The following is a 21964-nucleotide window of genomic DNA, read 5'->3' on the forward strand; positions in this document are numbered from 1 at the left end:
ATACCAAATGACACAAGTTGTAATTGTCGGAGCGGGGCCAACTGGTGCGGCACTTAGTTTGCTGCTGGTGAAACGAGGTATTTCTGTAACGTTGGTTGAGGCTGCAAAAGATTCCTACCGAGTGTTTCGCGGTGAAGCGTTAATGCCGAGCGGATTGGATGCGATCGCCCAAATGGGCTTATCCACTATGCTAGAAGGTGTTCCAAACCGACAAATTGATGTCTGGGAGTTCGTTGTGGGCGATCGACAGTTATTTCGAGTTGATGAGCCAATGGGGTCAAATCGACCTTGTACACTGGTATCGCAACCGCCTTTGCTAGAAACACTAATTTCAGAAGCTCAGTTACATCCAGAGTTTGAATTTATCCCAGGTGTTCCCGTAAAAGATTTACTGTACAGGAACGATCGCATTGCGGGTGTAAAGCTAGGAGATGGGCGAGAGATTCCTGCTGCACTTGTGATTGGTACAGATGGTAGAAACTCGGTTGTACGACAACGTGCAGAATTAGAGTTAGTAAAACAGCAGAATAGTATAGATGTTCTGTGGTTTAAACTTGCCGCTCATCCTCGGTTTGTGGCGGATAATGTATTTTATTCCATCCTGAATGGCGGTAGCGGATTCAGTGTCTTTCATGGGGCAGAATCAGGAAAACTTCATCTGGCTTGGGTGTTATCTGCTGATGACAAAACCGATTGGAAACACACAGACTGGGCAGAAACTTTCGCATCGCGATCGCCTGCGTGGATGGCAGAACATTTCCGCAACTGTGCCGATACGATCGAATCTCCGATGCGATTATCTGTTGTGGTTGGTCGCTGTCCGCGCTGGCATCGACCAGGAATCATACTTTTGGGGGATGCGGCACATCCCATGTCTCCGGTTCGCGCTCAAGGAATTAACATGGCGTTCCGCGATGTAATTGTTGCGGCCAATCACCTTGTACCTTTATTGAAAGCAGGGGCTAATTCTGAGGATATTGACTTAGCATTATCGCGGATTCAGGCAGAACGCGAACCCGAAATTATTCGCGCCCAACAACTTCAAGCACAAGAAGCGTGGAAAGGCGAACAACTACGAAAAAATGGATTATTGCGTTTATTGATGATGCAAGCTGCTCCGTTTTTGGGTGAAAAAATTAAACAATTTTGGGTAAAAGGACAGTATGAATTGCGTCAAGGAGTAACAGAGGTAAAATTGGTTGTGTAAAATGAGGAAATTGGAACCTGACTTACCCGTCCAAACCAAAGAAACCGGGTTTTTACCTTTTCTGCGATGCTCTAATATCAATTCCGGTTGTATCGGAATGATTAAACCACAGAGGGCACAGAGGACACAGAGAAAGAGAAGAGAGAGATGCATAATTCCGATGTTAACGGATTTGATATAACCGAGTATTATTGCGAAAAATCCGGTTTCTGACTACCCGTGCGTCCAGGACTATAAAACTTAGGAGAAGTTTTTATGCGATCGACAACTATCAAAGGACCGATCGGCACTATTCACATCATCGAAGCCAGCGGCCCTGTCACCGCTGGGGAGTCGGAACCGCTGCCGGTGGTATTCGTGCACGGTATGACGGTTTCTGCGAGCATCTGGGATGCCCAGCTTGCTCATGTCGCCGGTACCCGACGGGCGATCGCCCTTGATATGCGGGGACACGGTGATTCTGCACCGCCGGAGGACGGCAACTATGCGCCCGCCTCCTGTGCAGCGGATGTTTTCGCGGTACTGGATGGGCTGGGACTCGATCGAGTGGCGATCGTCGGGCACAGTTTCGGTGCTTGTATTGCCCTCGCCACAGCAGCCACCGCACCGCACCGCATCGCGCAGTTAATCCTGGTAGATCCACCTGGAGACTTTACCAAGGTGCCTCCAGAGGTGCACGAGGCACGCATCGTCCCCTACCAGAGAGCTCTGGAGACGGAGGATTGGCGGGCTGCTGTGGAAACCAGCTTCAACGAGGCGCTGACAGGAAGCAGGGCCCAGACGTGCGATCGGATACTCGCTTGCTTGGCGGCGACTCCACAGGATTGTCTGTGTGGAATGTCTCGCGGGATGTTTGCCTTTGAAGCAGTTGATGCTCTCGATCGCTACCTAGCAGCCCCTGGAACACGAGCCCACGCCATTATTGCTCCCTCAAACACTTTTCCCTTCAGCCTCCACATCCTCCGTCCCACGCTGACGACAACTACGCTACCCGATACTGGACACTGGCTGATGCTGGATGCGCCAGAGGCCTTTGCTAGGGAACTTGATATCTGTTTGGAAAGTGTTTAATATAGATTTCGACAAAATCTGTTAGTTTTACCAGAATTCATCGAGAGTTAAGTTGTGGGGGTTTTTGAGGATGAAGGCGTTGTTGTCTTTGATTAAGTCACCGCTACAGAGAATCGGTAAGCGTTCTTGATAAGCTTTAATCGCCAGGATATAATCTTTGTCTGCAAGTGAAGTTTGAATTTTCCGCAATTTGTCAGCAATGACGCCTATTAAGGTTATTTCGCCACTTAATTTTTCGGTGTTGGGGGTGTGAACTTGCATGACAATTCCCTGTAAGGTCATATTGGGGAGTGAGGTGATCAAGTCTGCTAATATTTCAATTTGAGAGCGATTTTCGACAATTTCTAGGGTTTCCATGACTTCGTACATCCGCAGAGCAAAACCGCTGACTTCTGGTTTTAGAGCTAACAAAATTTCGTAGTCTTCGCCTGCTTCATTCTTGCGAGTCCAGATGGATGATTTGTCACCGTCTCGGCTTTGTTCGTGCCATCCGTGTTTTTGTAAATAAGCAGCGACTTGAGGCGGTTCTAAGGTTTTGAGAATATCGGGGTCGCGGACTGTTACTATCATAGGAGTTCTCCTGATTCAATGCGCTGCATGAGAGTTTTTAAAGCGTCTGTGTTGAAAATGTTTTGTGTGGGTATTTGAACAGTGACAGTGTTTTGATTTTGGGTGGGCGGTAGCCCTCGCAATGATGCCCAGTAGCCACAATAGCGAAGGGAGAGTTCTTGTTGAGATTGGCGCAACCAATCCTCTTGGCTGTCGGGTACTAAAACGATAATCAGAATCCGGGGGACGAAAGGGTTTTCTAGCCTTAATTCTTCATAGTTTTTAACTTCTAGGGGATCTCGGATAATTTCATTATCCAGTAATTTTCTGGAGGTGCATTTTATTTGGACATCTAGGCGAGGGCGGCGCGTTGATTGTGATGGTCCCAAACCTGTAAGAATTACGTCAACTCCTTCTGCATCTAAGGGACGCGGGGCTATTTGGAATGAGTAGCTTGCCGCGGCTGTTACCGCATAGACATAAGCATAGCTAAATTCCTCTTTGTGGGTGTTCAGAACCACGCTTATTTTAACCTCGATAATTTTAAACAGGTCTTTACAAAATAGCTAATCATTCATTATCTTGTTCATTGATTACTGATGTATTGTCTGGCATACGCCCTGGACGAGAAACTATAACTACATCAAAAATACCCAGCGTTTTGATTCCACTCTTTAATAAGTCGTGTTCTTCTGTCCTGCGAGAGTCATCCCAGATAAAAGCAATCATTTCTTCATGGGGGGAGCCTTCAGCTAGGTATAAAGACTTATCTTCGGCCATTTCGCCAATAATTTTTTGGGGATTGTCTTTGCGATACCAGAACTTGATTTCAATAACCAATTTAAGCGAGGGAATTTCTAGGTCTACTCTTGGTTTTTTCTGCCCTACCGATCTAGTATATTGTTCTTCTCTGATATCGGCGAACACCGCAGCTAATAAAAAATATAGCAAATTTTGCACATGATATTCATTTTCTATGTACCATTGCCGAGGTGTACCGCCCTGTGTGCGTGACTTTTCTTCCCATGTCCAACGTCGAAGTCCCGCTGGAACTCGTTTTAATAATTTGCTAACATCTTCCAAGCTAAAGGAGCCTAAAGCAGATTGATAAGAAATGAACAACCCTTTTTCATAATGTTCTTTAACTGCCTTCAAGTTTGACAGATGAGTCTCTAAAGTCGTTTTAAAATCCCAGCCCCAGCATTCTTCAATTAAGGTTCGCTGACTGCTAGTTAATGGGATAACTTGATCGAGAAGTAACTTGTAGTTAGTCTGCCACTTTTGCCAATCATAATCTCCATCCAAGACATATCTTTCAGGCGCTTGTAGAGATGGAAAATATTCTACTGGTAGGACTTTTATTGCTTTGTACATGGCCTCTCCCTCAGCTATAAGTTCCTTAAACTGATCGAGGTATCTCTTAAAATTGTTGGAAGTTAACATAATTAGGTTTCGGCTTCCATTAATTAATTTATTGATTTAAGGCAAATCCCACACTCAACTCTAGCAAAAAATCGCGGCTGCGATCGATTAAAGCTTTCTCTAATTCTCGCTATTGCGCTTCTTTGCCTAAAAAGTACGGCCCGCACTTGATATTGCACAATACGTTCCTTAAGTTCTCGCAAAAAATCATGATAATCTTCAGCAATTGACGAACTATCTGCCAGAACCCACCCTCGGCAGATTTTCCCGAATGATCGCCTCTAACTTGGCACTCTCGGCAAATTGCCTCTCCCACTTCGCCGTCAAATGCAGCCTCTTTTCGTCCAAACCCTCCTCCTCCTCCTCCAATCCCTCCGCCCTCACATACCTCTGAGGGGTTAAAACCTAACACTTACCGTTTTGCTTTTTTGTTGCCTTTTGACTCCGCACCAGTGTTACAACTCTTCTGGAAAGTACATTTGCAGCAAATCTGCCCCGCCCTAACCGAACCGGCCTAACTTCTCCAGAACTTAGGTAAAAAGCACCTAAAGTATGATGCGAAACTCAGGCAAAACTCTTATTCTATAAGTCGATCGGGTATTAAACCGATCGCCACAACCGCTAAGATTTATTGCCAAAAATTAAATCTTTCCGGCGAAAAGTTGCTATTTAATGAATAAGACTTTACAATCCAGCAAGGTAAATGAAACTCTCAATGAGCAGCCCTGCAAGCACGAACCCGAAATGGGTCGCAAGTGCCAAAAAGCAGCAAAAGCTACCTTTTTTAACTCTTTCAACAGCAAAGCATTGGCAAAAAAACCAGGGATCGACGGTTGGCATCTTGGAACGAATGCTTTGCTCGCCATACTACAAATGTATCAAAACTTATCTGCCAAAATTTAGCCCGAACAGATGCCTAGCTGAAACTCTTGCTGCGTAAGGTTTCAGTTTCTAATTAGGCTGGTTTTATTGTCTTTAACTACTTGAGTGAGGATTTGCCCGCATGGTTTCGATTTCTACTACTCAATCCGATGTGCTACCTTTGTCTTCGCCAACCGTAACGGCTGCAACCCAAACCAGCGTGGCTGCTGCAACTGGAGTGTGCGTGACGGTTCACGGTCACTTTTACCAGCCGCCCCGAGAAAACCCTTACCTGGACGCGATCGAACGCCAAGCCAGCGCCTCTCCCGCCCACGACTGGAACGAACGCATTGACATCGAGTGCTACCGCCCGAACGCCTTTGCCCGCATACTCAACGATCGCGGCGAAGTCGCGGGGATCGTCAATAACTACGAGTATATGAGCTTCAACATCGGGCCGACCCTGATGAGCTGGCTGGAACGCTACGACGCGGAAGTCTACCAGCGGATTCTGGAGGCCGATCGCAAAAGCTGTCAGCGACTCAACGGTCACGGCAACGCGATCGCCCAAGTCTACAATCACATCATCATGCCTCTCGCTAACGAGCGAGACAAATACACCCAAATTCGCTGGGGGATCGCTGATTTTCGCTCCCGATTCGATCGCGATCCCGAAGGAATGTGGCTCGCCGAAACCGCCGTAGACTACGCCACCCTCGAAGTTTTAGTCGCTGAAGGCATCCGCTTCATTGTCTTAGCCCCCTCCCAAGCCGAACGCTGCCGCCCGCTAATCGGGCAAAACCACGAAGGGGAACCAGGGCAAAATTCCGAATGGCACGAAGTCGGCGGGGGTCAAATCGATCCGACACGCCCGTACCGCTGCTATTTGAAGCCGGAAATGCGGTTGATGGCTGACCACCAACTCTCGCCACTGAGCACTCACCATTTTGGCCGCAGACACTTCCAAAATTCCGAAGCCACACCTGCCAACACCCCCTACATTGATATCTTTTTCTACGACGGCCCGATCTCGCGGGATATGGGCTTCAACGACGTTCTCAGCAGCAGCAACCACTTGGTGGGGCGCTTGGGTCAAGCAGTGCGGGGAGACCACCGACCGGCTCAATTAATCTGCGTGGCGACGGACGGCGAAACTTTCGGCCACCACAAACACAGTACCGAAAAATGCCTCGCCTACGCCTTCACAGAAGAGTTTCCCCGCCGCGGCTGGACGGTAACGAATTTTGCTCATTATTTAAGTCAAAATCCGAGCGCTTGGGAAGTGGAACTCAAACCGGTGACGGCCTGGAGTTGCTCTCACGGGGTCGATCGCTGGCAAGATGATTGTGGCTGCGGTGGTGGCGGCGGATGGCACCTCAAATGGCGCCGCCCTCTGCGGGATACTCTCAATTGGCTGCGCGATCGACTGATTCCGATTTACGAAGAAGCGGGGCGCAAGCTGTTGTGCGATCCCTGGAAAGCCAGAGATGAATATATTGAGGTCATCCGGGATCGATCGCCCGCTAACGTTGACAGTTTCCTTCAACGCCATCAAGTGCGCCCCCTCGATGCCGGAGAACAGGTGGACGCCCTGCGACTGCTGGAAATGCAGCGCCACACCCTGTTAATGTTCACTAGCTGCGGCTGGTTTTTTGAAGAAATCTCGCGGCCAGAAGGCGTGCAAATTCTGCGCTACGCGGCCCGGGCGCTGGAATTGGCGGGCGAAGTTACCGGCGTCCAGCTAGAAAAGGAGTTTGTCGATCGACTAGCCCTCGTACCCAGCAACGTTGACTATTTCCAAACAGGGGCCGAAGTTTACCGCAAACTGGTGGTGACAGCCCAAATTAGTCTCAGACAAGTGGCCGCCCACTACGCGATTAGTTCTCTGTTTGCCAAATATCCCCGGGAACAGCGAGTTTACTGCTATCAGGCCCAGCAGGAAGACTTCCAAATTCAGCGCATGGGCTCGATGACTCTGGCTGTGGGTCAATTGCAGTTAACCTCGGAAATTACGCGGGAAACAGAGATTTTTGTGTTTGCTGCGTTGCACCTCGGCGGCTGGGACTTCCACTGCTGCATTCAGCCTTTTGGCAGCCGCCGGTCTTACACTATGCTCAAAGAGCGGTTGTTTGGAGTTATGCAAGAAGCTTCGGCGGCCCACGCGATTCTGGAAATGGTGCGCCTGTTTGGGGATCAGTCCTTTAGCTTGCGGGATTTATTCGCTGAGGAACGCCACCGGATCGTGCAGTTGCTGAGTCAGGAAAATTTGACTCGGTTGGATCAGCTTTACACTCAGGTTTACCGCGAAAATTACGGGGTGATGATGGCGTTCCACCGCGACGAGCTCCCTGTGCCGGTAGAGTTGCAGGTGGCTGCTGAGGTGGCTTTGGGACACCGCTGTTTGACGGCGGCCAAGGCCCTGGAAGTGGAAACGGAGGATGTGGAACCGCTGCTGGCAGAAATTGAGGCGATCGCCACTGAAAGCGGCCATCTCCGCTGTCGGTTGAATGTTCCCGAAGTCAAGGAAATTTTGGAAAAGATGGTTTGGCGATCGCTAGACGCGCTGCTGCAAGCAGGATCGGGTGTGGAGGATCGCTCGCCTGTCAAGTTGGAAGCTGAGATCCGCACGATCGAGCGTTTGATTGCTGTGGGCGATCGGCTGAGTCTGGGCTTGTGTTTGGACAAATCGCAGGAACTGTATTTCGATTCTCTGTACAGTCAAATTGTGCCTCTGTGTTTGGGCTGGCTGCAACGGCAAGATGCCTCGGCGGACGAAACTGCGGTGGCTGCTGTTGCCTTGGAGATTGCACGTTCAGGCGGCGGCTGGGAGTTGTCTTCGATCAGGCAGTTGCTGGAGTTGGGTCAAACCTTGGCTGTTGATGTTGAGTGTTGGTTAAATCAGTTAAGTAAATAGTTTCCTGATTAGCCTGCATCTATTCCCGCCCTTGAGAATCCGCCCGATCGAGCTGGAAATGCCGATCGGGCCTGCGGGTTCAACCGAGAATAGATCGGCCTGGATGCCTCCATGCCGATCTTGGCTGGCGATCCAAGCACCGACAGAGAACCGCCAATTTTGTTTAAGTTTTCGCTCTACTTATGTGGGAAGATAAAAAGACTGTCCCCAAAGCGTACAAGTGTTCTGCACTTTCGCGCTTTGTAGAGTTTGGAAGAAAGAACACTAAGTTTAAATTTATGAAAGTTGGCGATCGCGTTTGCATTAAAAACTCTGTTGTTGTCTACCACCATCCTGAAAATCGCAGTCAACCATTTGATATTAAGGGTATGGAAGGAGAAGTCGTGGCGATCGTTCAGGAATGGCAGGGCAGACCTGTAAGTGCCAATTGGCCGGTTCTAGTTCAGTTTGACAAAAAATTTAAAGCTCATTTCAAAGAAGATGAGGTTGAATTGATCTCTTCTGAAGTCTAGCTGTTTGATCCCCGACTTCTTTAAGAAGTCGGGATCTTGGGCTTCAGTTTTTTAAAGTGTGATTAAGTTAATATTCGTAATTTATTTAACGCTTAATTTTTCGACCGTCTGCGGCTGAACCAACCTAAAATATTCCAATCTCCCTGCATTTTCTGCAATTCCTGCTGATGCTGCTTTGCTGTAGCGTAATACCACTGGCAGTGAAGTTCTAGTTCTTGACGGTACTTAATTTCGTCGTAAAACTCGCGGACAATTTGGTGTCTCTGAAAAATTTCGGCCGCGGGAGTCGGTTCTGGGGCAATGTTTTGCAACTCGTGGGGCAGCATGATTGTTTGGGGGCGACGGTGGCTAATATTGGCTGTAATGACTTTAAGCTAACACACTGAATCATAGGATTTTAGATTTTAGCTTTTAGATTTTAGATCGTATCCATTTGATTGGGAATTTTATCTGATGAAGTTTTGTAGGGCGAGTTCGCCAAGATATTTGATAAGTATAGACAAATTATATAAACCCGCCCCTATAATTGGGATGCAACCGGATTTGATATTAGCTTAAATTCTTCAATCTAAAATCCAAAATTTAAAATCTCAAATTCTGTTAAAGCCATCCCCGCAGCCGATAAACGATTAAGCCGATGTATTCTTTCAAAGCTTTAGTTGACTGGTTTAAATGATAGGTATCCGGCAATAAATCCAAGGCGACTGCTTGCCAATTGTTTTGGGATGCTGCGATATCCTGCTGCGTGATCTGAAAGTCTGTTGGTGCGGCAATTGCTTTTATTCCTTGACGCTGGAAAATTAAGAGCGATCGAGTCATGTGCATCGCCGATGTCACTAGCAAAACCGGCCCTTTTATAGCTTTAGCATCTAAAATTTTCCGCACGTTGACAGCATTTTGATAAGTGTGGTGTGAATCGGGGTCTTGCAGAATTGCTGATGCCGGTACACCCATTGTTTGGGCGATTTCTGTCATGTCTGCCGATTCGGGAGGCCCGCCGCCTTTCCAATCTACTCTACCGCCGCTGAGAATTAGCAAAGGAGCTTTGCCTTGCTTGTAAAGTCGGGAACCGTAGATTATTCGATCGCCCGCTTCCGCTAATTCTACCCAAGGACGGGGAGGTAAAGCTGCTTTGACACCGCCACCCAAGACGATAATCGCTTCAGCTTGGGGGAGTTCGGCGGTTGGTAAGTTTTGCCATTCGAGCGATCGAACTAACGATTTTGAAACCCAACCGCTACTTCCGAGCAGTAAAATAATTAGAGCCGCAGCAATTGGCGCCGCCGCCCATTTCGGACGCTTCCAAAGTGTGATTAAAGCCGCCATCATTAAGAGGCAACTCAACCCCAAAGGATAAATAAACAGCGGCAGGAGTTTCGATAGAAATACAAACATTCAATTGGGAATTTGGCATTTGGAACTTGTACGATCGTGTAGCCGAAGTATGGGGTATTGGGACGAAGGGCATTAGTGAATGTTAACTAATGACTAATGACTAATGACTAATGACTAATGACTAATGACTAATGACTAATGACTAATGACTAATGACTAATGACTAAAGCTAGCGACGATCCTCTGGTCCAGATAACCAGCCAAAAAATGTAGCAGCATCACCCCTAGAGGTTTTGCTATATTTATGACCGTCCCTTTGCACTACTTCTTTGTTGAGGATAGCATCCGAGGTTTTATCCTGGGAATTTATATTCGGGTTGAGTAGTAATTCATTGTGCCACCAAGCGACAATTAAACCTGCTGCCACGCCACCGATGACACCAAGGCCAAGACTCAGGGGCAGCGTACATCCTACTAAGCGAAACCCAACGGTAAACAACACAAACCATATCAGCGCGGGGCTAAAGCCCTTGGAGTCTCCGGTAAATTTTGGCATAAGCTGCAACTTTTTTTTGTAATAAAACAGAAAGATATTTACAATATTAGCAGACAATCAAATTGCCAAGGGCGATCGAACTGCAACTACTCCCCACAAATCTCGTTTAATTGTACCTCTAAGTCTTGCAGGGTATCTACAATCTTTACAGAAATTTGCTCTAATTCTGTAAAAGGTTCAAAAGCTGCTTGCTGCGAGCTCAATAGTTCTGCTGTCGCGTCCGCAATATCGCCCCTGCGCTGTTGCAGTCGTTCTCGCAATACTTTAATTGGTGCGGTGCAGTAAATGATTTGCAGGGGTAAGCCGTGGGATTGAGCCTGATTAATCGCATCGGTTCTCCAGTTTTGGCGATCGAACTTTGCATCTAAAATCACATCCCAACCTCGGTCAGCCAAAATTATGCCCAACTCTAAGAATCTACCATAGGTCTGAGTCGTCATTTCATCCGAGTACAAATCTTGCCCGCCGCGTTCATTTAAAGGAACTCCGCCTAAATGTTTGCGAACCGCATCGGATCGAATGTGAATTGCCCCAGTGTGGCGAGCCAAATATCGAGCCGCTGTACTCTTGCCAGAACCCGACAAACCCGACATCAAAGTTAACTTTCCCCGGTGCGGTTTTGTGTATTGCCAAGCCAGTTTATAGTAATGAGCGGCACTCTGTGAAATCTCGGCTTTTTGGGCAGTTGAAATAGCGGGATCGTCCAACATTAACGAAGTTACTTTTGCTCTAACATAAGCTTGACGGCTCAAATACAGAGGCAACAGTTGCAGTCCTTCCCAATCGCCTGTTTGTTCGATGTAAGTATTGAGAAAAGCATTGCCTAAGTCTCTTCGCCCCCGCGATTCTAAATCCATTACTGTAAAAGCGACATCGTACATGACATCAACAAAGCGAAAAGGCTCGTTAAATTCAATGCAGTCGAACAGCAATATTTTATCTGGCCACAATGCTATATTCCGCAAGTGCAAATCTCCGTGGCACTCGCGAATTTTATTCTTGGCAATCCGCAGGTTAAATAACTCTTGATTTTCCGCAAAAAACGCATCTGTATAATCTTTAGTTTCCTGAAATTGGATCTGAGTCTGCGGCCCGCCGATATATTTTTGCGAAATCAGGTAATTGTTGTCTATTGCTGTGCGAATCTGACTGACTTCGCCAAATGTGCGAATGTAGCTATTACTAATTGCTGTGCTGTGAAACTTGGCAACTTCCCGCCCTAAGTCTGCCATAATTTGCTCGGTCAACAGTCCGTGATCTAACAAACTGAGAAACAGCGAATTTTGAGGAAACTCCCGCATTTTCAGCACATATTCTACAGCAACTTCAGCCGGAGTTATAGCAGGTAATTTGCTGCCCAATTGAAACAAATCCCCAATTTGAACAATTGGCAAAACTTCTAGATAAATTTCCGGTGCTGTGCGTCGGTTCAGCAGCAATTCTTCGTTGCAAAAATGCTGCCTTTTCTCCAAACTTGAATAGTCCAAAAAGCCAAAATTGACTGGTTTCTTGATTTTGTAAGTATAATCTCCTGTCAGCAAAACAAAGGAAGCGTGAGTCTGAATTAGCTGCACTGGTTCTGTCACCCCGTGCGGGTAAAAGCCGGGCTGCAACATTTGCTGAATCAGAGGTGGGAGAAAAGTATCAGTCATATCGATTTTAGATTGTAGATTTTAGATTTTGGATGTTAACTTGAATCCGATTTATTATAGAGTTGAGAGTTAGTGTAAACCCAAAAGCAGCGATGACAGAAAATAATCAAGGAAAAAACAATCAAGATTCCGGTTCGGTGGATGTGTTTGGGGTAGGCAATGCCCTGGTAGACATCCTAGCATTGGTGGAAGATGAATTTGTACTCGGCCACGGCCTGAATCGCGGCGGGATGACGCTGATGAATTCAGAAACGCAGGGGGGGATTTTGCACGATTTAGAGCACAATTCGCTGCAAATGCGATCGGGGGGTTCGGCGGCAAATACGATGATTGGTTTGGCTCAGAGCGGCGGTAAAGCGTATTATTCGGGGAAGGTTGCTAAGGATACTAACGGCGAATTTTATCGGCAAGATTTGCTGGCGGCGGGGATTGATTTTAACGTGCATCCTGCTGCTGAGTCGAACGGGCCTACGGGTACTTGTGTTGTGCTGACTACGCCGGATGCGGAACGCACGATGTGTACTAATCTGGGTGTTTCTACTACTCTGGCGACGACTGATATTGATGTCGATCGACTGGCTCACTGCAAGTACAGTTATGTTGAGGGTTATCTTTGGGATGCTCCAGACCCTAGAAAGGCTAGCATTGAGACGATGGAACAGTCTAAGCGTCTGGGCGTGAAGGTGGCTTTTACTTTTTCGGATGGCTTTTTGGTCGATCGATTTGCTGATGATTTTCACAAGGTGGTTTCGGAATATTGCGATGTAATTTTTTGCAATGCTGATGAAGTTCGGAGCTTTTTTAAGGAGGAATCTCTGGAAGAGTGCGCTCGGAAAATGAGCGAGATTTCGGATTTGGCTTTTATCACTAATGGGGATAAAGGCTGCATGGTGGTGGAGAACAAACAGATTGTTGATGTGGCTGGATTTCCGGTAAAGGCGATCGATACTGTGGGTGCTGGGGATGCTTTTGCGGGGGGTGTTTTGTTTGGAATTACTAACGGTTTAAGTTCTGCACAAGCGGCTCGCTGGGGCAATTTCTTGGCTTCTAGGGTGGTGCAGATTCATGGGCCGCGGCTTGAGGGTTCTCAGGCTCATCTTTTGAGTGAGGTGATTTCTGGTTAGGAATTGAAATGGGCGATCGCACTTTTTTTGTTAAGGGCGATCGCACTTTTTTTAACTGCTTCCATAGCACGGGCGTCTCGCCCGTGCCACAGTGGAAATGAGTCACTTCCATAGCAGGCGTCCTGCCCGTGCCACAGTGGATGCAGATGGGAGAAGGGTGTGTTAAAATCAATCAAAGCTTAACTAATTATACCTGCTATGGTAACAACCACATTGACTCCTCCTATACAAAGTAGCGAGGAAAAACTAATTACTTTGACAGGCATTAAATGGTCAACATTTAAAGCGATAATGTCTGATGTCGGCGACGGTAGAGCGTGGAGAATTGCTTATGCTGAAGGAGTTTTAGAAATCAGAATGCCATTACCGAAACATGAAAGACCTAAAGTCATGCTGGAACTATTTATTGGAGCTTTAGCAGATGAGTTAGAAATTGAAGCTATGAGCCTCGGTGCGTTGACTCTGGAACGGGAAGATTTAACTCGTGCTATTGAACCGGATACTTGTTTTTACATTCAAAATGAATCTTTAGTTAGAGATAAAGATGAAATTAATTTACCTGCCGATCCGCCACCGGATTTGGTAGTCGAATCAGACTACACGAGTTCTTCTTTGAATAAGTTCTCAATTTATGCTTCTCTGGGGGTTCCTGAAATCTGGAGATATCGCAATCTATGTCTTCAAGTGTATCAATTGGTTGAGGGTAATTACGAAGAGAGGGAGAATAGTCTGGCTTTTCCGTTTTTGCCGATCGCCGAAATTCCTGGTTTGATAGAACAAAGTAAAAGTATTGGACAAAGGGCAGCGGTGCGTTTGTTTCGGGAAAGGATTAGGGAAGTTTTGGCGCAGTGAGTTTTGGAAAAAGTAGGAATGGGCGATCGCTCTTTTTGAAACCCAGATGAAAACTGACACGAAAAAGCCGATCGCTATTGCTTAAATAAAATTTAACGACAGTTTATTTCTCACCAGATTATGACTATGATTGAACAGATTTACGCGATCGTCAAAACCCTTCCCGAAAACCAAGCTAGCGAAATTCTCACTTTCGCTGAGTTTATTCGTGCCAAGTACCCGAATGATAACCAATCCACCGACACAGTAGATTCTTTAACTCCTTCGACAGAATTGGTTTATTCCCTAGCTGGAACATGGGCCGAAGACTTTCCTACTCTGGAACAGATTCGTGCGGAGTCGGGGGAAGACATCTTGCGGGAGAGCTTTTAGATGTACATTTTGGATACAAATACATTAATTTACTATTTCAAAGGACAAGGACAAGTTGCCCAAAACCTTCTGTCAGAGTAAAAACAGCTTTATGGTGGAAAGTAGCGATAAATATCTTTCCGGTGAAGCACCCTGGCAAAAGTAACAGTTTCGCCATCAAAATAAAAACCTATTCGATAGTCTCCAACCCGAAGCCGATACGCATTATCATCACCTTTCAATTTTTTTAAGTTAACAATTGTTTGTAAATCATTACTATTGGGAATTTCCGCAAAAGCAAAATCCTTGATTTGCTCAAACACAGGCGTACTTTTAAGAGCTTTTAAATCTTTCAAAAAACTGGGTAGATATTCGACTTTCATTCAGTTTCCAGTTCTGCAAGTGCTTGCTGTAAATTTAACGGGTTTTCATTTTTTACTTCGCGCATAGCCTGGAGAAGTCCTTTATCTTCGATCGCTTCTAGGAAATACTGATAGTCGGTATAATCTAGAATAACTTGACTAATGTTGCCTTCGGCATCGAATATCAATTCTTTAGCCAGTGGATAGTCTTCTATTTTCATACACTTTTATGGTGAGATGAGTTATGAGGGAATGATGCTTCTATTTTAACAGCGATATCTCAGAACCCGATGAAGTGCGATCGGGTATGTTGGCTATTGGGTCTAATAAAATTTGTCCGGCTTCGTTGACGAGAACGCGATACTCTGTTGACTTGGGTTCGAGCTTTAAACTGAGGTGTCCTTGTGGATCTGTGCTGATTAAGTTTTTCAAAATCCAAAACATATCTTTCAGCTATTATAAAGTTAGGTAAAACTCTCAAGGGTAGAGTTTTACTCAATTATAACAAATTAGATGTTGTTTGTCTATTCTGATTTTAAGGGCGATCGCGCTTTTGGTCGTAAGGGCGATCGCTCTTTTTTTAACCACAGACGAGCGCTGGTTTTTGTCAATTTTGCAGAATGTATTGACTGATAATATTTTTGAGTTCTTGAGGAGCTTCTTTGGCAATCGCCGCTCCTAAATCTGGACGCACAACCCACCACCAAACCAGTTGTTCTAAACGATCGGGAGGATTTTCATTAGGACACAATTCGATCGTACTTTCATTGACACCAATAATGTTAGCACAAAGGTCATTAGCAATGCTAACACGAGCGTCTAGATTTTCAAACTGTACGATGTCTTGCCAGCTAATTTCATTGGGAATAGAATTGAGGATTGATTGGATATCTAGAGTCAGCATTAAACTGTTCCTCCGAAAGCTATAATAACTCTAATGCCAAAGTCTTGTTGTTCTGCAAAAGATTGAGTGCTGAGCCACCCTCTCACGGTTAGAGTATTCGTACCTGTTAATTCAGGTTGGACGGAGTTGTAGAAATTGGTAATTTCCTGATGAATTGACCCAGTACCGTGTTCTAGCCGGACGAGATTGCCTGTATTGTGTATTGCTTCTGCCCCGAATCTCTGTAAATTTGATGTTGTTTGCCCAACTATATGATGCCACGCTAAGCCCGTTCCTGCCACCCCCATCGTTCTTTTAAATTCACCAAAAGTTTGAAAGCCTTGTCCGGGTGTTATGGGTGAGATGACTGTCCTTGATGCTAGTTCTCTAGCTAGTCGTCTCGCTATTTCTCGTCGAGTTTCGTCGGTCATTTATGCGAGTTAGCTTTCACTGCTGTGATTTAATTTTACGATCGTTTATCACGCTTAAATCCCGATCGGCATATTCAGAAAAGTCACCGAGATCGTGTACTTCACCTTTAGCTGCTTGTGCGAGGCCACACTTAACGGCGGCTAATGCTTGGGGGTTTTGCTACAACCATTGCTCGCGATCGGGTATGTTGGTTATTGGGTCTAATAAAATTTGTCCGGCTTCGTTGACGAGAACGCGATACTCTGTTGACTTGGGTTCGAGGTTTAAACTGATGCGTTCTTGTGAATCTGTGCTGATTAAGTTTTTCAGAATCCAAAACATATCTTTCAGCTATTATATAATTGAGTAAAACTCTATAGGTTGAGTTTTACTCAATTATAACAAATTAGATGTTGTTTGTCTATTCTGATTTTAAGGGGGATTCCCTTCGGGATAGCTTCGCACGCGCGTACTTTTTGTGTTAAGGGCGATCGCTCTTTTTAGCAACCGCAGATGAAGGTGGATGGATGGGGAGGGATTAAGGGCGATCGCTATTATTAAAAATTCCAAGCGAGCGAGCTTGTAAAAATCTCTGTTTTGGCTATAATAGTATTATTTTTGAATCATACCTAATAAAAAATCATGACAACAACAGTAAGCGTAGAACACATTGAAAGAACACCGGGAGTACGAGGCGGGAAACCCCGGATAGCTGGGACGAGAATCGCCGTACAAGACGTGATGGTGATGCACCTAAAAATGGGTTACTCTCTTTTAGAAATTGCCACTAAGTACGATCTGCTTGTAGCCGCAGTTTATGACGCTATGGCTTATTATTACGATCATCGCCAAGCTATTGACAGAGAAATGGCAGAAGATGATGCTTTTGTGGATGAATTTATGCGTCAAAATCCAGGTAGGTTACAAGCAAAAATAAAGGAATTAAAAGGTGAGTCTGCGAATTAGGTTTCATTTAGATGAGCATATCGATCGTGACATTGCTAGGGCGTTACGTCTCTATGGTATTGATGTGACTACAACGGTTGAAGCAGGATTAAGGACTAAGATAGATGAGCAGCAGTGGTTGTTTATTCAACAACAGCAGCGAGTGCTTGTTACTCAGGATCGAGACTTTCTAGTTATGGCTGGTATGAGTAAGGATCATCCGGGTGTGGCTTATTTTAAATAGGGGAGTCGTTCGATCGGACAAGTAATAGAAATGTTGATTTTGCTCTATGAAATTTACACACCGGAAGATATGGTCGGAATGGTAGAGTATTTGTGAGGGCGAAGGACGATCGCACTTTTTGTCGTAAGGGCGATCGCACTAATCCGATTATCCTAAATCACTGGCAGATTGATGGGGACAAAACTACCGCTTAGCTGACTTGGAGATACGCCGACAACAAGACCTAAAATTTGATTTGAACCTGCAATTTTGATGACAGTATTTCCCTCAGCGAAGTTCAAAAGTAGGTTAGATTCTGTTAATCCTTCTGTCAGTCCAATTTTATCTGCACCTAATTGGAAGTCTAAGATAGCATCTGGCAGAAAATCTGCCGTTACAGCCGCATTTCTTGGTAGTACAAAGGTATCGCTGCCGGGGCCGCCTATTAAGATATCTCGACCTAAATCGCCGCTGAGGGTGTCATCGCCTTCGTTTCCTTTCAGGCGATCGTTGTCACTACCGCCTAAGATCAAATCATTGCCTCGGCCGCCAAAGATATTGTCATTTCCGCTGTCGCCAGTGAGGATATCATTGCCTTTGTTGCCGTAGATGATGTCATCTCCGCCAAGTCCGGCAAGGGTGTCATCGCCAGCGAAACCAGCCATGCTATCTGCTGCGTCTATGCCAACTAGATTGTCGTTTTCAGGGGTTCCTAGAACTTGACGCAGTGGAGGACGAGGTGGGGTAGGTGTTGGTACAACATTATCTGTCCCCGATTCGGTACCGTCATTTGTGACTGTAGTGCTGGCGAAATCGACATCATTGGAGATGTCGGGGTCGAAGGTTTTACTGGTTATGCTAGAAGTACCGGTGATGTTTCCAGTTGTCGGCGCGGTAACGGTTATGCTAACAGTTGAAATTTGACCTTTGGGTACATCGCCGAGGTCAAAAGTGAGTTCATTTCCTGACTGTTTGGTGGGAGCGATATTAGCGGAAACAAATTTAGCACCCTCTGGCAAGGTTTCGGTGAGGATTGCACCTTTAGCGTTATCAGTGCCGTTGTTGGTGACTGCAACGGTATAGGTGACGTTGCTTCCCGGTATTGCTGTATCGCGATCGGCTGTTTTAGTGACTGATAAATCTGCTGATTCTGTCACTTTAATCGGCAGCGGTGCGTAGCTGAAAACAGGTGCGTTGTTTTCATCCATCGCCATTGCGTAGACGTAGTAATCGCCAGTGGCTATGCCTTGAGTGTTCCAGACGAAGTTGCCTGCACCGTCTTTTTCTTCAAGGCCATCTTTGATTAGGATGCCATCGAAACCTTGGTTGTCATTGTCGTAGAACAGGCTAACTTTGGCAGTAGAGTCAGCATCAAAAGTATTGTAGTTGATGGTGACGTTTTGTCCGCTAACATCTTTAGATGGAGCCGTCACTTGAACAGTAGGAGCCTGAGAATCCTGAAATGCACTGTACTCTACAGTACCTAAAGCAGCGGAATTTGTTAAGTTGATATCCCAAGTACCTGGTTGTGGATTGGCGATAATAACTGCCTTGGTAGTTGAAGTGGTGAGGGCATCAACAATTGCAATTTTATTGGCTGCAAAATCAGACTCTTTGAAAATAGTGCCATTAGGGGCTTTAATTTCAACTGGAGTATTGGTGCTAGCATTATCCCAGTTGGCGTTGAGGATGATCCACTGTGTGCCGGGGGCAACAGTAAAACCTTGCGTAGCGGACGCTGTTTTATCTGCACTAGCTTCGATTTGATTGCCAGAGCCAACTCTTTCGATTTGGCTAGAGGCAGCTATGGAACTGCTTGTTTTAGGCGCTTCTCTTGTTAAAATTTTGAATTTTCCGTCAAAATAAACTTCAACACCTGTTGTAAAAGATATATCAGGAATAAACGGCCCAATTTTCTCTAACTTCAATGTTTGTGTAACACGCGCATAGTCATTTGAGAAATTCTTATCGTTGGTGAAGTTGACAACCATACTACTCGATATTTTCGTATCACCTCCTTCATTTTTTTTGGTATCCGGCAAACGAAGGACTTTAGGAAAATTGATTTGTGGTTCGCCAGTAATTGTGAATCCTTCTGGGGTAACTTTGAAATTACCGTCTAGTGAAAATAAGCCATTAAACCCTGAAATTCCACCTTTTACGGTAACAGATTTATCTTTAAAATCTCCTTGAATTTCAACATTTCCCCCGGCAATAATATCTTCAAAAAATTTGGCTGCTCCTCTGAAAGTCAGGCTATCGAAAAAGTCCATTATGATAGCTCCTTTAAATTCCCCGAGAGACGAAAAACTCTGGTCGCCACCAGCCCAATCAGGCAAGGGGATTTTTATAGAATCCGATAGCTGAGGTCCCAATGTGAACTTCAAGTCTTCAGCACTAAGTTTTATATTTGGAAGGTTTGGTTCTCTTGAGAGCCGTCGCCGAGGATTAAGGTTGTCTAACTTAACTGCCCCCCCCTGAAAATATAAAGAAGTCCCCGGAATAGGCTTGTTGAGGTTGTCCACTTTTCCAGCAAGTGATTTCAAATCCCAAGGATTGTAGGTAATACCAATCTCTCCTCCTATTTCTAGGCCATCTTTCTTCCCTCCTGGAGGATCTGGAAACTTAAATGTACCTCCCGCACTAAACTCTCTTGCGATACTATTCCAAGTAAGTTTGATATCTTTCAAGCCAGCACTGTTACCTAACTTCAAATCACTTTTCAACGTCAGTGAGCCGTTGACATCCAACTCGCCATTTTTGTACTGTAAAAAATTCTCTCCCGAGAGGTCAGCAACAACTCCATCATCTTTGCCAACGGTTGTAGGGATATCGAAGGTCAACTTGCCTCTTAACTTTAAACTATCCTCTGGTGCAAGATACTCTAAAGATAAGTCGGATATTTGCTTAACTCCAACAACACCAAACAGGTTAAATTTTTTAAAGTCTTTGAAAATTTTATTTGATGAAAATTTGAAACTTTGAGCAAGTTCAGGCCCATTTTCCTTAATCAATAAACCGTCAAAAAGTGGTAACTGTAACTCAAGATTTCCTAAATCATTGGACAATTTCAAGTCACTTCCAAGGGCAAGGGCATCAGAATTCACACTTAAGCTTTTGAAGTCAATATCCAGACCACTAAGCTTAAATTCATTTGGCCTACTGCCAGGTTCTTCTTTGATTGAGGTTGCAGTTGCAGTTTTTACATCGAGATCGAACTTGCCCTTAAATAGCGGTTCTGCTATTTTACCAATACTTGAAAAAACTGTCCCATCAACACTAATTTTATTTTGATCGTACTCCACTTTCCCTTGCTGGACAGTCAGCAATGGGAATGTCCCATTTTGTCGCCCGATTTGGATAGTACCCGATGCTTCGTAGCGCTTGGTTTTATCGTTGAATGTGAATTGACCGTTAACTACTTTGAGTTTTAGCGGATCTAGATCCACTTCACCACTAGAATCGGGTGGGGGAATTTGACTCGGAGGTAAAGTTGAAGTCGGAGTTGGAGTTGGAACCGGAGTCGGAGTTGGGGGAGTTAAAATTGGGGGTGTTGGAGTCGGAGTCGGAGTTAGGGGAGTTGGTGTCGGAGGAGTCGGAGTCGGAGTTAGGGGAGTTGGTGTCGGAGTTAGGGGAGTTGGTGTCGGAGTCGGAGTCGGAGTTAGGGGAGTCGGAGTTGGGGGAGTTGGTGTCGGAGTCGGTGTTGGGGGAGTTGGTGTCGGAGTCGGTGTTGGGGGAGTTGGTGTTGGAGTCGGAGTCGGTGTTGCAGATGGAATAGACGATGCTCCCCCAATTAGATCGCTAACACCCGTTAAATTTTTATCCAGTGTACCTGTTCCCGTTGTGGAATTGATAGTAATTCGCTTTCGATCTTCCGTGAAACCGATAAGATTGCCATTTTCAAATGACAGACCAAAAACATTTGTAAAGCCAATATTACCGATTTTGGTTGCTTGACCTGTCAGCGATACGGAAAATAAGCTATCACTTGTGGAGCCGTTTGATGTAGCCAAAAATTGATTATTAGTAGCATCAAATACTAAGTCACCACTACTCTCAAAGTCTGACCCCAAGTTGGCGACTAAAGTTGCTTCGCCGGTACTGCTATTAATGGTGTACAAATTAGAACCACCAGCACCATAAAGTATATTGTTGGCAAATTCTAAAGCATTCAACCCAGCAAAAAAACCTAAACCAAAGTTGCCAACAAGTGAAGCAGAGCCTAAATTTCGATCTATTTTATATAAATTGCCAATCGTAATTCCGAAAAGCTCACCGCTATTAGATAAGGCAATGTCAGAGAAATTTAGGTTACTTGTTGCTATTTGTGAAAAATTTCCTGATGTTCCATCTACTGTTCCGATTTTTCCATCTCCCGTAGCAATTATAGATTCCGTCATAATCCCATCTCCTCACAAATATAGTTGCGTCAAAACCAGCAAAGCCCGCCTTGCAAGCCTTCCTAGATATCTATCAGGGTCTTCATCTGCTCTTTATGCAGTTCGCCCTGTTTTTGTAACAAAACTTTACATTAGTCCCGATCGCAGATAAGCTGTATGCCCGATCGCCCGCCAGATGCACCGTCAAACGTACCTGACAACCAAACACATCATTTCACAATACTCCACAATCCTGAATCTGTATAGGCTTAACGGCTCACCATTTGGCTCAACATCAAAGGCTCACTTGGCTCATTTGGCTCATTTGGCTCACCAAATCGTGTAACATTCTTTA

General features: G+C 45.4%; 26 protein-coding genes. 10 read left to right on the forward strand and 16 right to left on the reverse strand.

Features of this window, described 5'->3' with window-relative positions; translation table 11 throughout:
- Window positions 1–7 precede the first annotated feature (7 nt).
- Window positions 8–1207 carry an FAD-dependent monooxygenase gene (locus QUB11_RS12755; RefSeq protein WP_333390668.1) on the forward strand — a complete coding sequence of 400 codons (1200 nt, stop codon included), beginning with the start codon at window positions 8–10 and terminating at the stop codon, window positions 1205–1207.
- Between the two features lie 255 nt (window positions 1208–1462).
- Window positions 1463–2278: an alpha/beta fold hydrolase gene (locus QUB11_RS12760; RefSeq protein ID WP_333390671.1), complete on the forward strand. Its 816-nt coding sequence runs from the start codon at window positions 1463–1465 to the stop codon at window positions 2276–2278.
- 27 nt (window positions 2279–2305) lie between these two features.
- Here QUB11_RS12760 and QUB11_RS12765 read toward each other — a convergent pair whose 3' ends face one another.
- The 4 genes from QUB11_RS12765 to QUB11_RS12780 form a co-directional block, all read right to left on the reverse strand.
- Window positions 2306–2848 (reverse strand): hypothetical protein, encoded by a 543-nt coding sequence (locus QUB11_RS12765; RefSeq protein WP_333390673.1) that lies wholly within the window; start codon window positions 2846–2848, stop codon window positions 2306–2308.
- Window positions 2845–3348, reverse strand: a complete 504-nt coding sequence (locus QUB11_RS12770) for a DUF4365 domain-containing protein (RefSeq protein WP_333390676.1) — start codon at window positions 3346–3348, stop codon at window positions 2845–2847. The genes QUB11_RS12765 and QUB11_RS12770 overlap by 4 nt, the downstream gene beginning before the upstream one ends.
- A gap of 49 nt (window positions 3349–3397) precedes the next feature.
- Window positions 3398–4270, reverse strand: coding sequence for a PD-(D/E)XK nuclease domain-containing protein (locus tag QUB11_RS12775; RefSeq protein WP_333390678.1), 873 nt, complete (start codon window positions 4268–4270; stop codon window positions 3398–3400).
- Between the two features lie 109 nt (window positions 4271–4379).
- Window positions 4380–4661, reverse strand: coding sequence for a hypothetical protein (locus QUB11_RS12780; protein ID WP_333390681.1), 282 nt, complete (start codon window positions 4659–4661; stop codon window positions 4380–4382).
- A 260-nt stretch (window positions 4662–4921) separates the two neighbouring features.
- Here QUB11_RS12780 and QUB11_RS12785 point away from each other — a divergent pair, with 260 nt between their 5' ends.
- The 3 genes from QUB11_RS12785 (at window position 4922) to QUB11_RS12795 (ending at window position 8536) form a co-directional block, all read left to right on the forward strand.
- Complete coding sequence (locus QUB11_RS12785) at window positions 4922–5152, forward strand: hypothetical protein (RefSeq protein ID WP_333108520.1); 231 nt, start codon at window positions 4922–4924, stop codon at window positions 5150–5152.
- Window positions 5153–5252: 100 nt separating this feature from the next.
- Window positions 5253–8024 carry a DUF3536 domain-containing protein gene (locus QUB11_RS12790; protein WP_333390683.1) on the forward strand — a complete coding sequence of 924 codons (2772 nt, stop codon included), beginning with the start codon at window positions 5253–5255 and terminating at the stop codon, window positions 8022–8024.
- 182 nt (window positions 8025–8206) lie between these two features.
- Entirely contained in the window at window positions 8207–8536 is a 330-nt protein-coding gene (locus QUB11_RS12795) for a ferredoxin-thioredoxin reductase variable chain (protein ID WP_445300768.1), read from the forward strand.
- Window positions 8537–8628: 92 nt separating this feature from the next.
- On the opposite strand, the gene QUB11_RS12800 is transcribed toward QUB11_RS12795, so the two are convergent.
- The 4 genes from QUB11_RS12800 to QUB11_RS12815 all read right to left on the reverse strand — a co-directional run bounded on the left by QUB11_RS12800 (window position 8629) and on the right by QUB11_RS12815 (window position 12079).
- Entirely contained in the window at window positions 8629–8862 is a 234-nt protein-coding gene (locus tag QUB11_RS12800) for a hypothetical protein (protein WP_333035767.1), read from the reverse strand.
- A 274-nt stretch (window positions 8863–9136) separates the two neighbouring features.
- Window positions 9137–9931, reverse strand: coding sequence for a YdcF family protein (locus tag QUB11_RS12805; RefSeq protein WP_333390686.1), 795 nt, complete (start codon window positions 9929–9931; stop codon window positions 9137–9139).
- 169 nt (window positions 9932–10100) lie between these two features.
- Window positions 10101–10484, reverse strand: coding sequence for a hypothetical protein (locus QUB11_RS12810; RefSeq protein ID WP_333390689.1), 384 nt, complete (start codon window positions 10482–10484; stop codon window positions 10101–10103).
- A gap of 29 nt (window positions 10485–10513) precedes the next feature.
- Window positions 10514–12079 (reverse strand): AAA family ATPase, encoded by a 1566-nt coding sequence (locus QUB11_RS12815; protein WP_333390692.1) that lies wholly within the window; start codon window positions 12077–12079, stop codon window positions 10514–10516.
- 92 nt (window positions 12080–12171) lie between these two features.
- Between QUB11_RS12815 and QUB11_RS12820 the strand changes: the two genes are divergently transcribed.
- The gene (locus QUB11_RS12820) at window positions 12172–13203 is read left to right on the forward strand and encodes an adenosine kinase (RefSeq protein ID WP_333390695.1); all 1032 of its coding nucleotides are present in this window, start codon (window positions 12172–12174) and stop codon (window positions 13201–13203) included.
- Here the strand turns inward: QUB11_RS12820 and QUB11_RS12825 are convergent.
- A complete protein-coding gene (locus QUB11_RS12825) occupies window positions 13200–13379 on the reverse strand; it encodes a hypothetical protein (protein WP_333390698.1) in 180 nt (59 codons plus the stop codon). The genes QUB11_RS12820 and QUB11_RS12825 overlap by 4 nt on opposite strands.
- A 22-nt stretch (window positions 13380–13401) precedes the next feature.
- Here QUB11_RS12825 and QUB11_RS12830 point away from each other — a divergent pair, with 22 nt between their 5' ends.
- Window positions 13402–14055, forward strand: a complete 654-nt coding sequence (locus QUB11_RS12830) for a Uma2 family endonuclease (RefSeq protein ID WP_333155421.1) — start codon at window positions 13402–13404, stop codon at window positions 14053–14055.
- Window positions 14056–14181: 126 nt separating this feature from the next.
- A complete protein-coding gene (locus tag QUB11_RS12835; protein ID WP_333390700.1) occupies window positions 14182–14427 on the forward strand; it encodes a DUF2281 domain-containing protein in 246 nt (81 codons plus the stop codon).
- 89 nt (window positions 14428–14516) lie between these two features.
- Here the strand turns inward: QUB11_RS12835 and QUB11_RS12840 are convergent, their stop codons facing one another.
- The 6 genes from QUB11_RS12840 to QUB11_RS12865 all read right to left on the reverse strand — a co-directional run bounded on the left by QUB11_RS12840 (window position 14517) and on the right by QUB11_RS12865 (window position 16404).
- On the reverse strand, window positions 14517–14789 hold the full coding sequence (locus QUB11_RS12840; protein ID WP_106150286.1) for a type II toxin-antitoxin system RelE family toxin: 273 nt from the start codon (window positions 14787–14789) through the stop codon (window positions 14517–14519).
- Window positions 14786–14989: a hypothetical protein gene (locus tag QUB11_RS12845; RefSeq protein WP_333390703.1), complete on the reverse strand. Its 204-nt coding sequence runs from the start codon at window positions 14987–14989 to the stop codon at window positions 14786–14788. Before QUB11_RS12845 ends, QUB11_RS12840 begins: the two co-directional genes overlap by 4 nt.
- Before the next feature lie 40 nt (window positions 14990–15029).
- Window positions 15030–15212 (reverse strand): hypothetical protein, encoded by a 183-nt coding sequence (locus tag QUB11_RS12850; RefSeq protein ID WP_333155414.1) that lies wholly within the window; start codon window positions 15210–15212, stop codon window positions 15030–15032.
- 163 nt (window positions 15213–15375) lie between these two features.
- Complete coding sequence (locus tag QUB11_RS12855) at window positions 15376–15672, reverse strand: hypothetical protein (protein WP_333138225.1); 297 nt, start codon at window positions 15670–15672, stop codon at window positions 15376–15378.
- On the reverse strand, window positions 15672–16082 hold the full coding sequence (locus tag QUB11_RS12860) for a hypothetical protein (RefSeq protein WP_333390705.1): 411 nt from the start codon (window positions 16080–16082) through the stop codon (window positions 15672–15674). The genes QUB11_RS12855 and QUB11_RS12860 overlap by 1 nt, the downstream gene beginning before the upstream one ends.
- A gap of 160 nt (window positions 16083–16242) precedes the next feature.
- Window positions 16243–16404: a hypothetical protein gene (locus tag QUB11_RS12865; RefSeq protein WP_333390708.1), complete on the reverse strand. Its 162-nt coding sequence runs from the start codon at window positions 16402–16404 to the stop codon at window positions 16243–16245.
- Between the two features lie 300 nt (window positions 16405–16704).
- On the opposite strand from QUB11_RS12865, the gene QUB11_RS12870 reads away from it, so the two are divergent.
- Window positions 16705–17028 (forward strand): DUF433 domain-containing protein, encoded by a 324-nt coding sequence (locus QUB11_RS12870; protein ID WP_333138231.1) that lies wholly within the window; start codon window positions 16705–16707, stop codon window positions 17026–17028.
- Window positions 17012–17251, forward strand: a complete 240-nt coding sequence (locus QUB11_RS12875) for a DUF5615 family PIN-like protein (protein ID WP_333390711.1) — start codon at window positions 17012–17014, stop codon at window positions 17249–17251. The genes QUB11_RS12870 and QUB11_RS12875 overlap by 17 nt, the downstream gene beginning before the upstream one ends.
- A 152-nt stretch (window positions 17252–17403) precedes the next feature.
- Here the strand turns inward: QUB11_RS12875 and QUB11_RS12880 are convergent, their stop codons facing one another.
- Window positions 17404–21630, reverse strand: coding sequence for a hypothetical protein (locus tag QUB11_RS12880; protein WP_333390714.1), 4227 nt, complete (start codon window positions 21628–21630; stop codon window positions 17404–17406).
- Window positions 21631–21964 lie beyond the last annotated feature (334 nt).

The sequence above is a fragment of the Microcoleus sp. B6-A1 genome, assembly GCF_036705085.1.
GTDB lineage: Bacteria > Cyanobacteriota > Cyanobacteriia > Cyanobacteriales > Microcoleaceae > Microcoleus.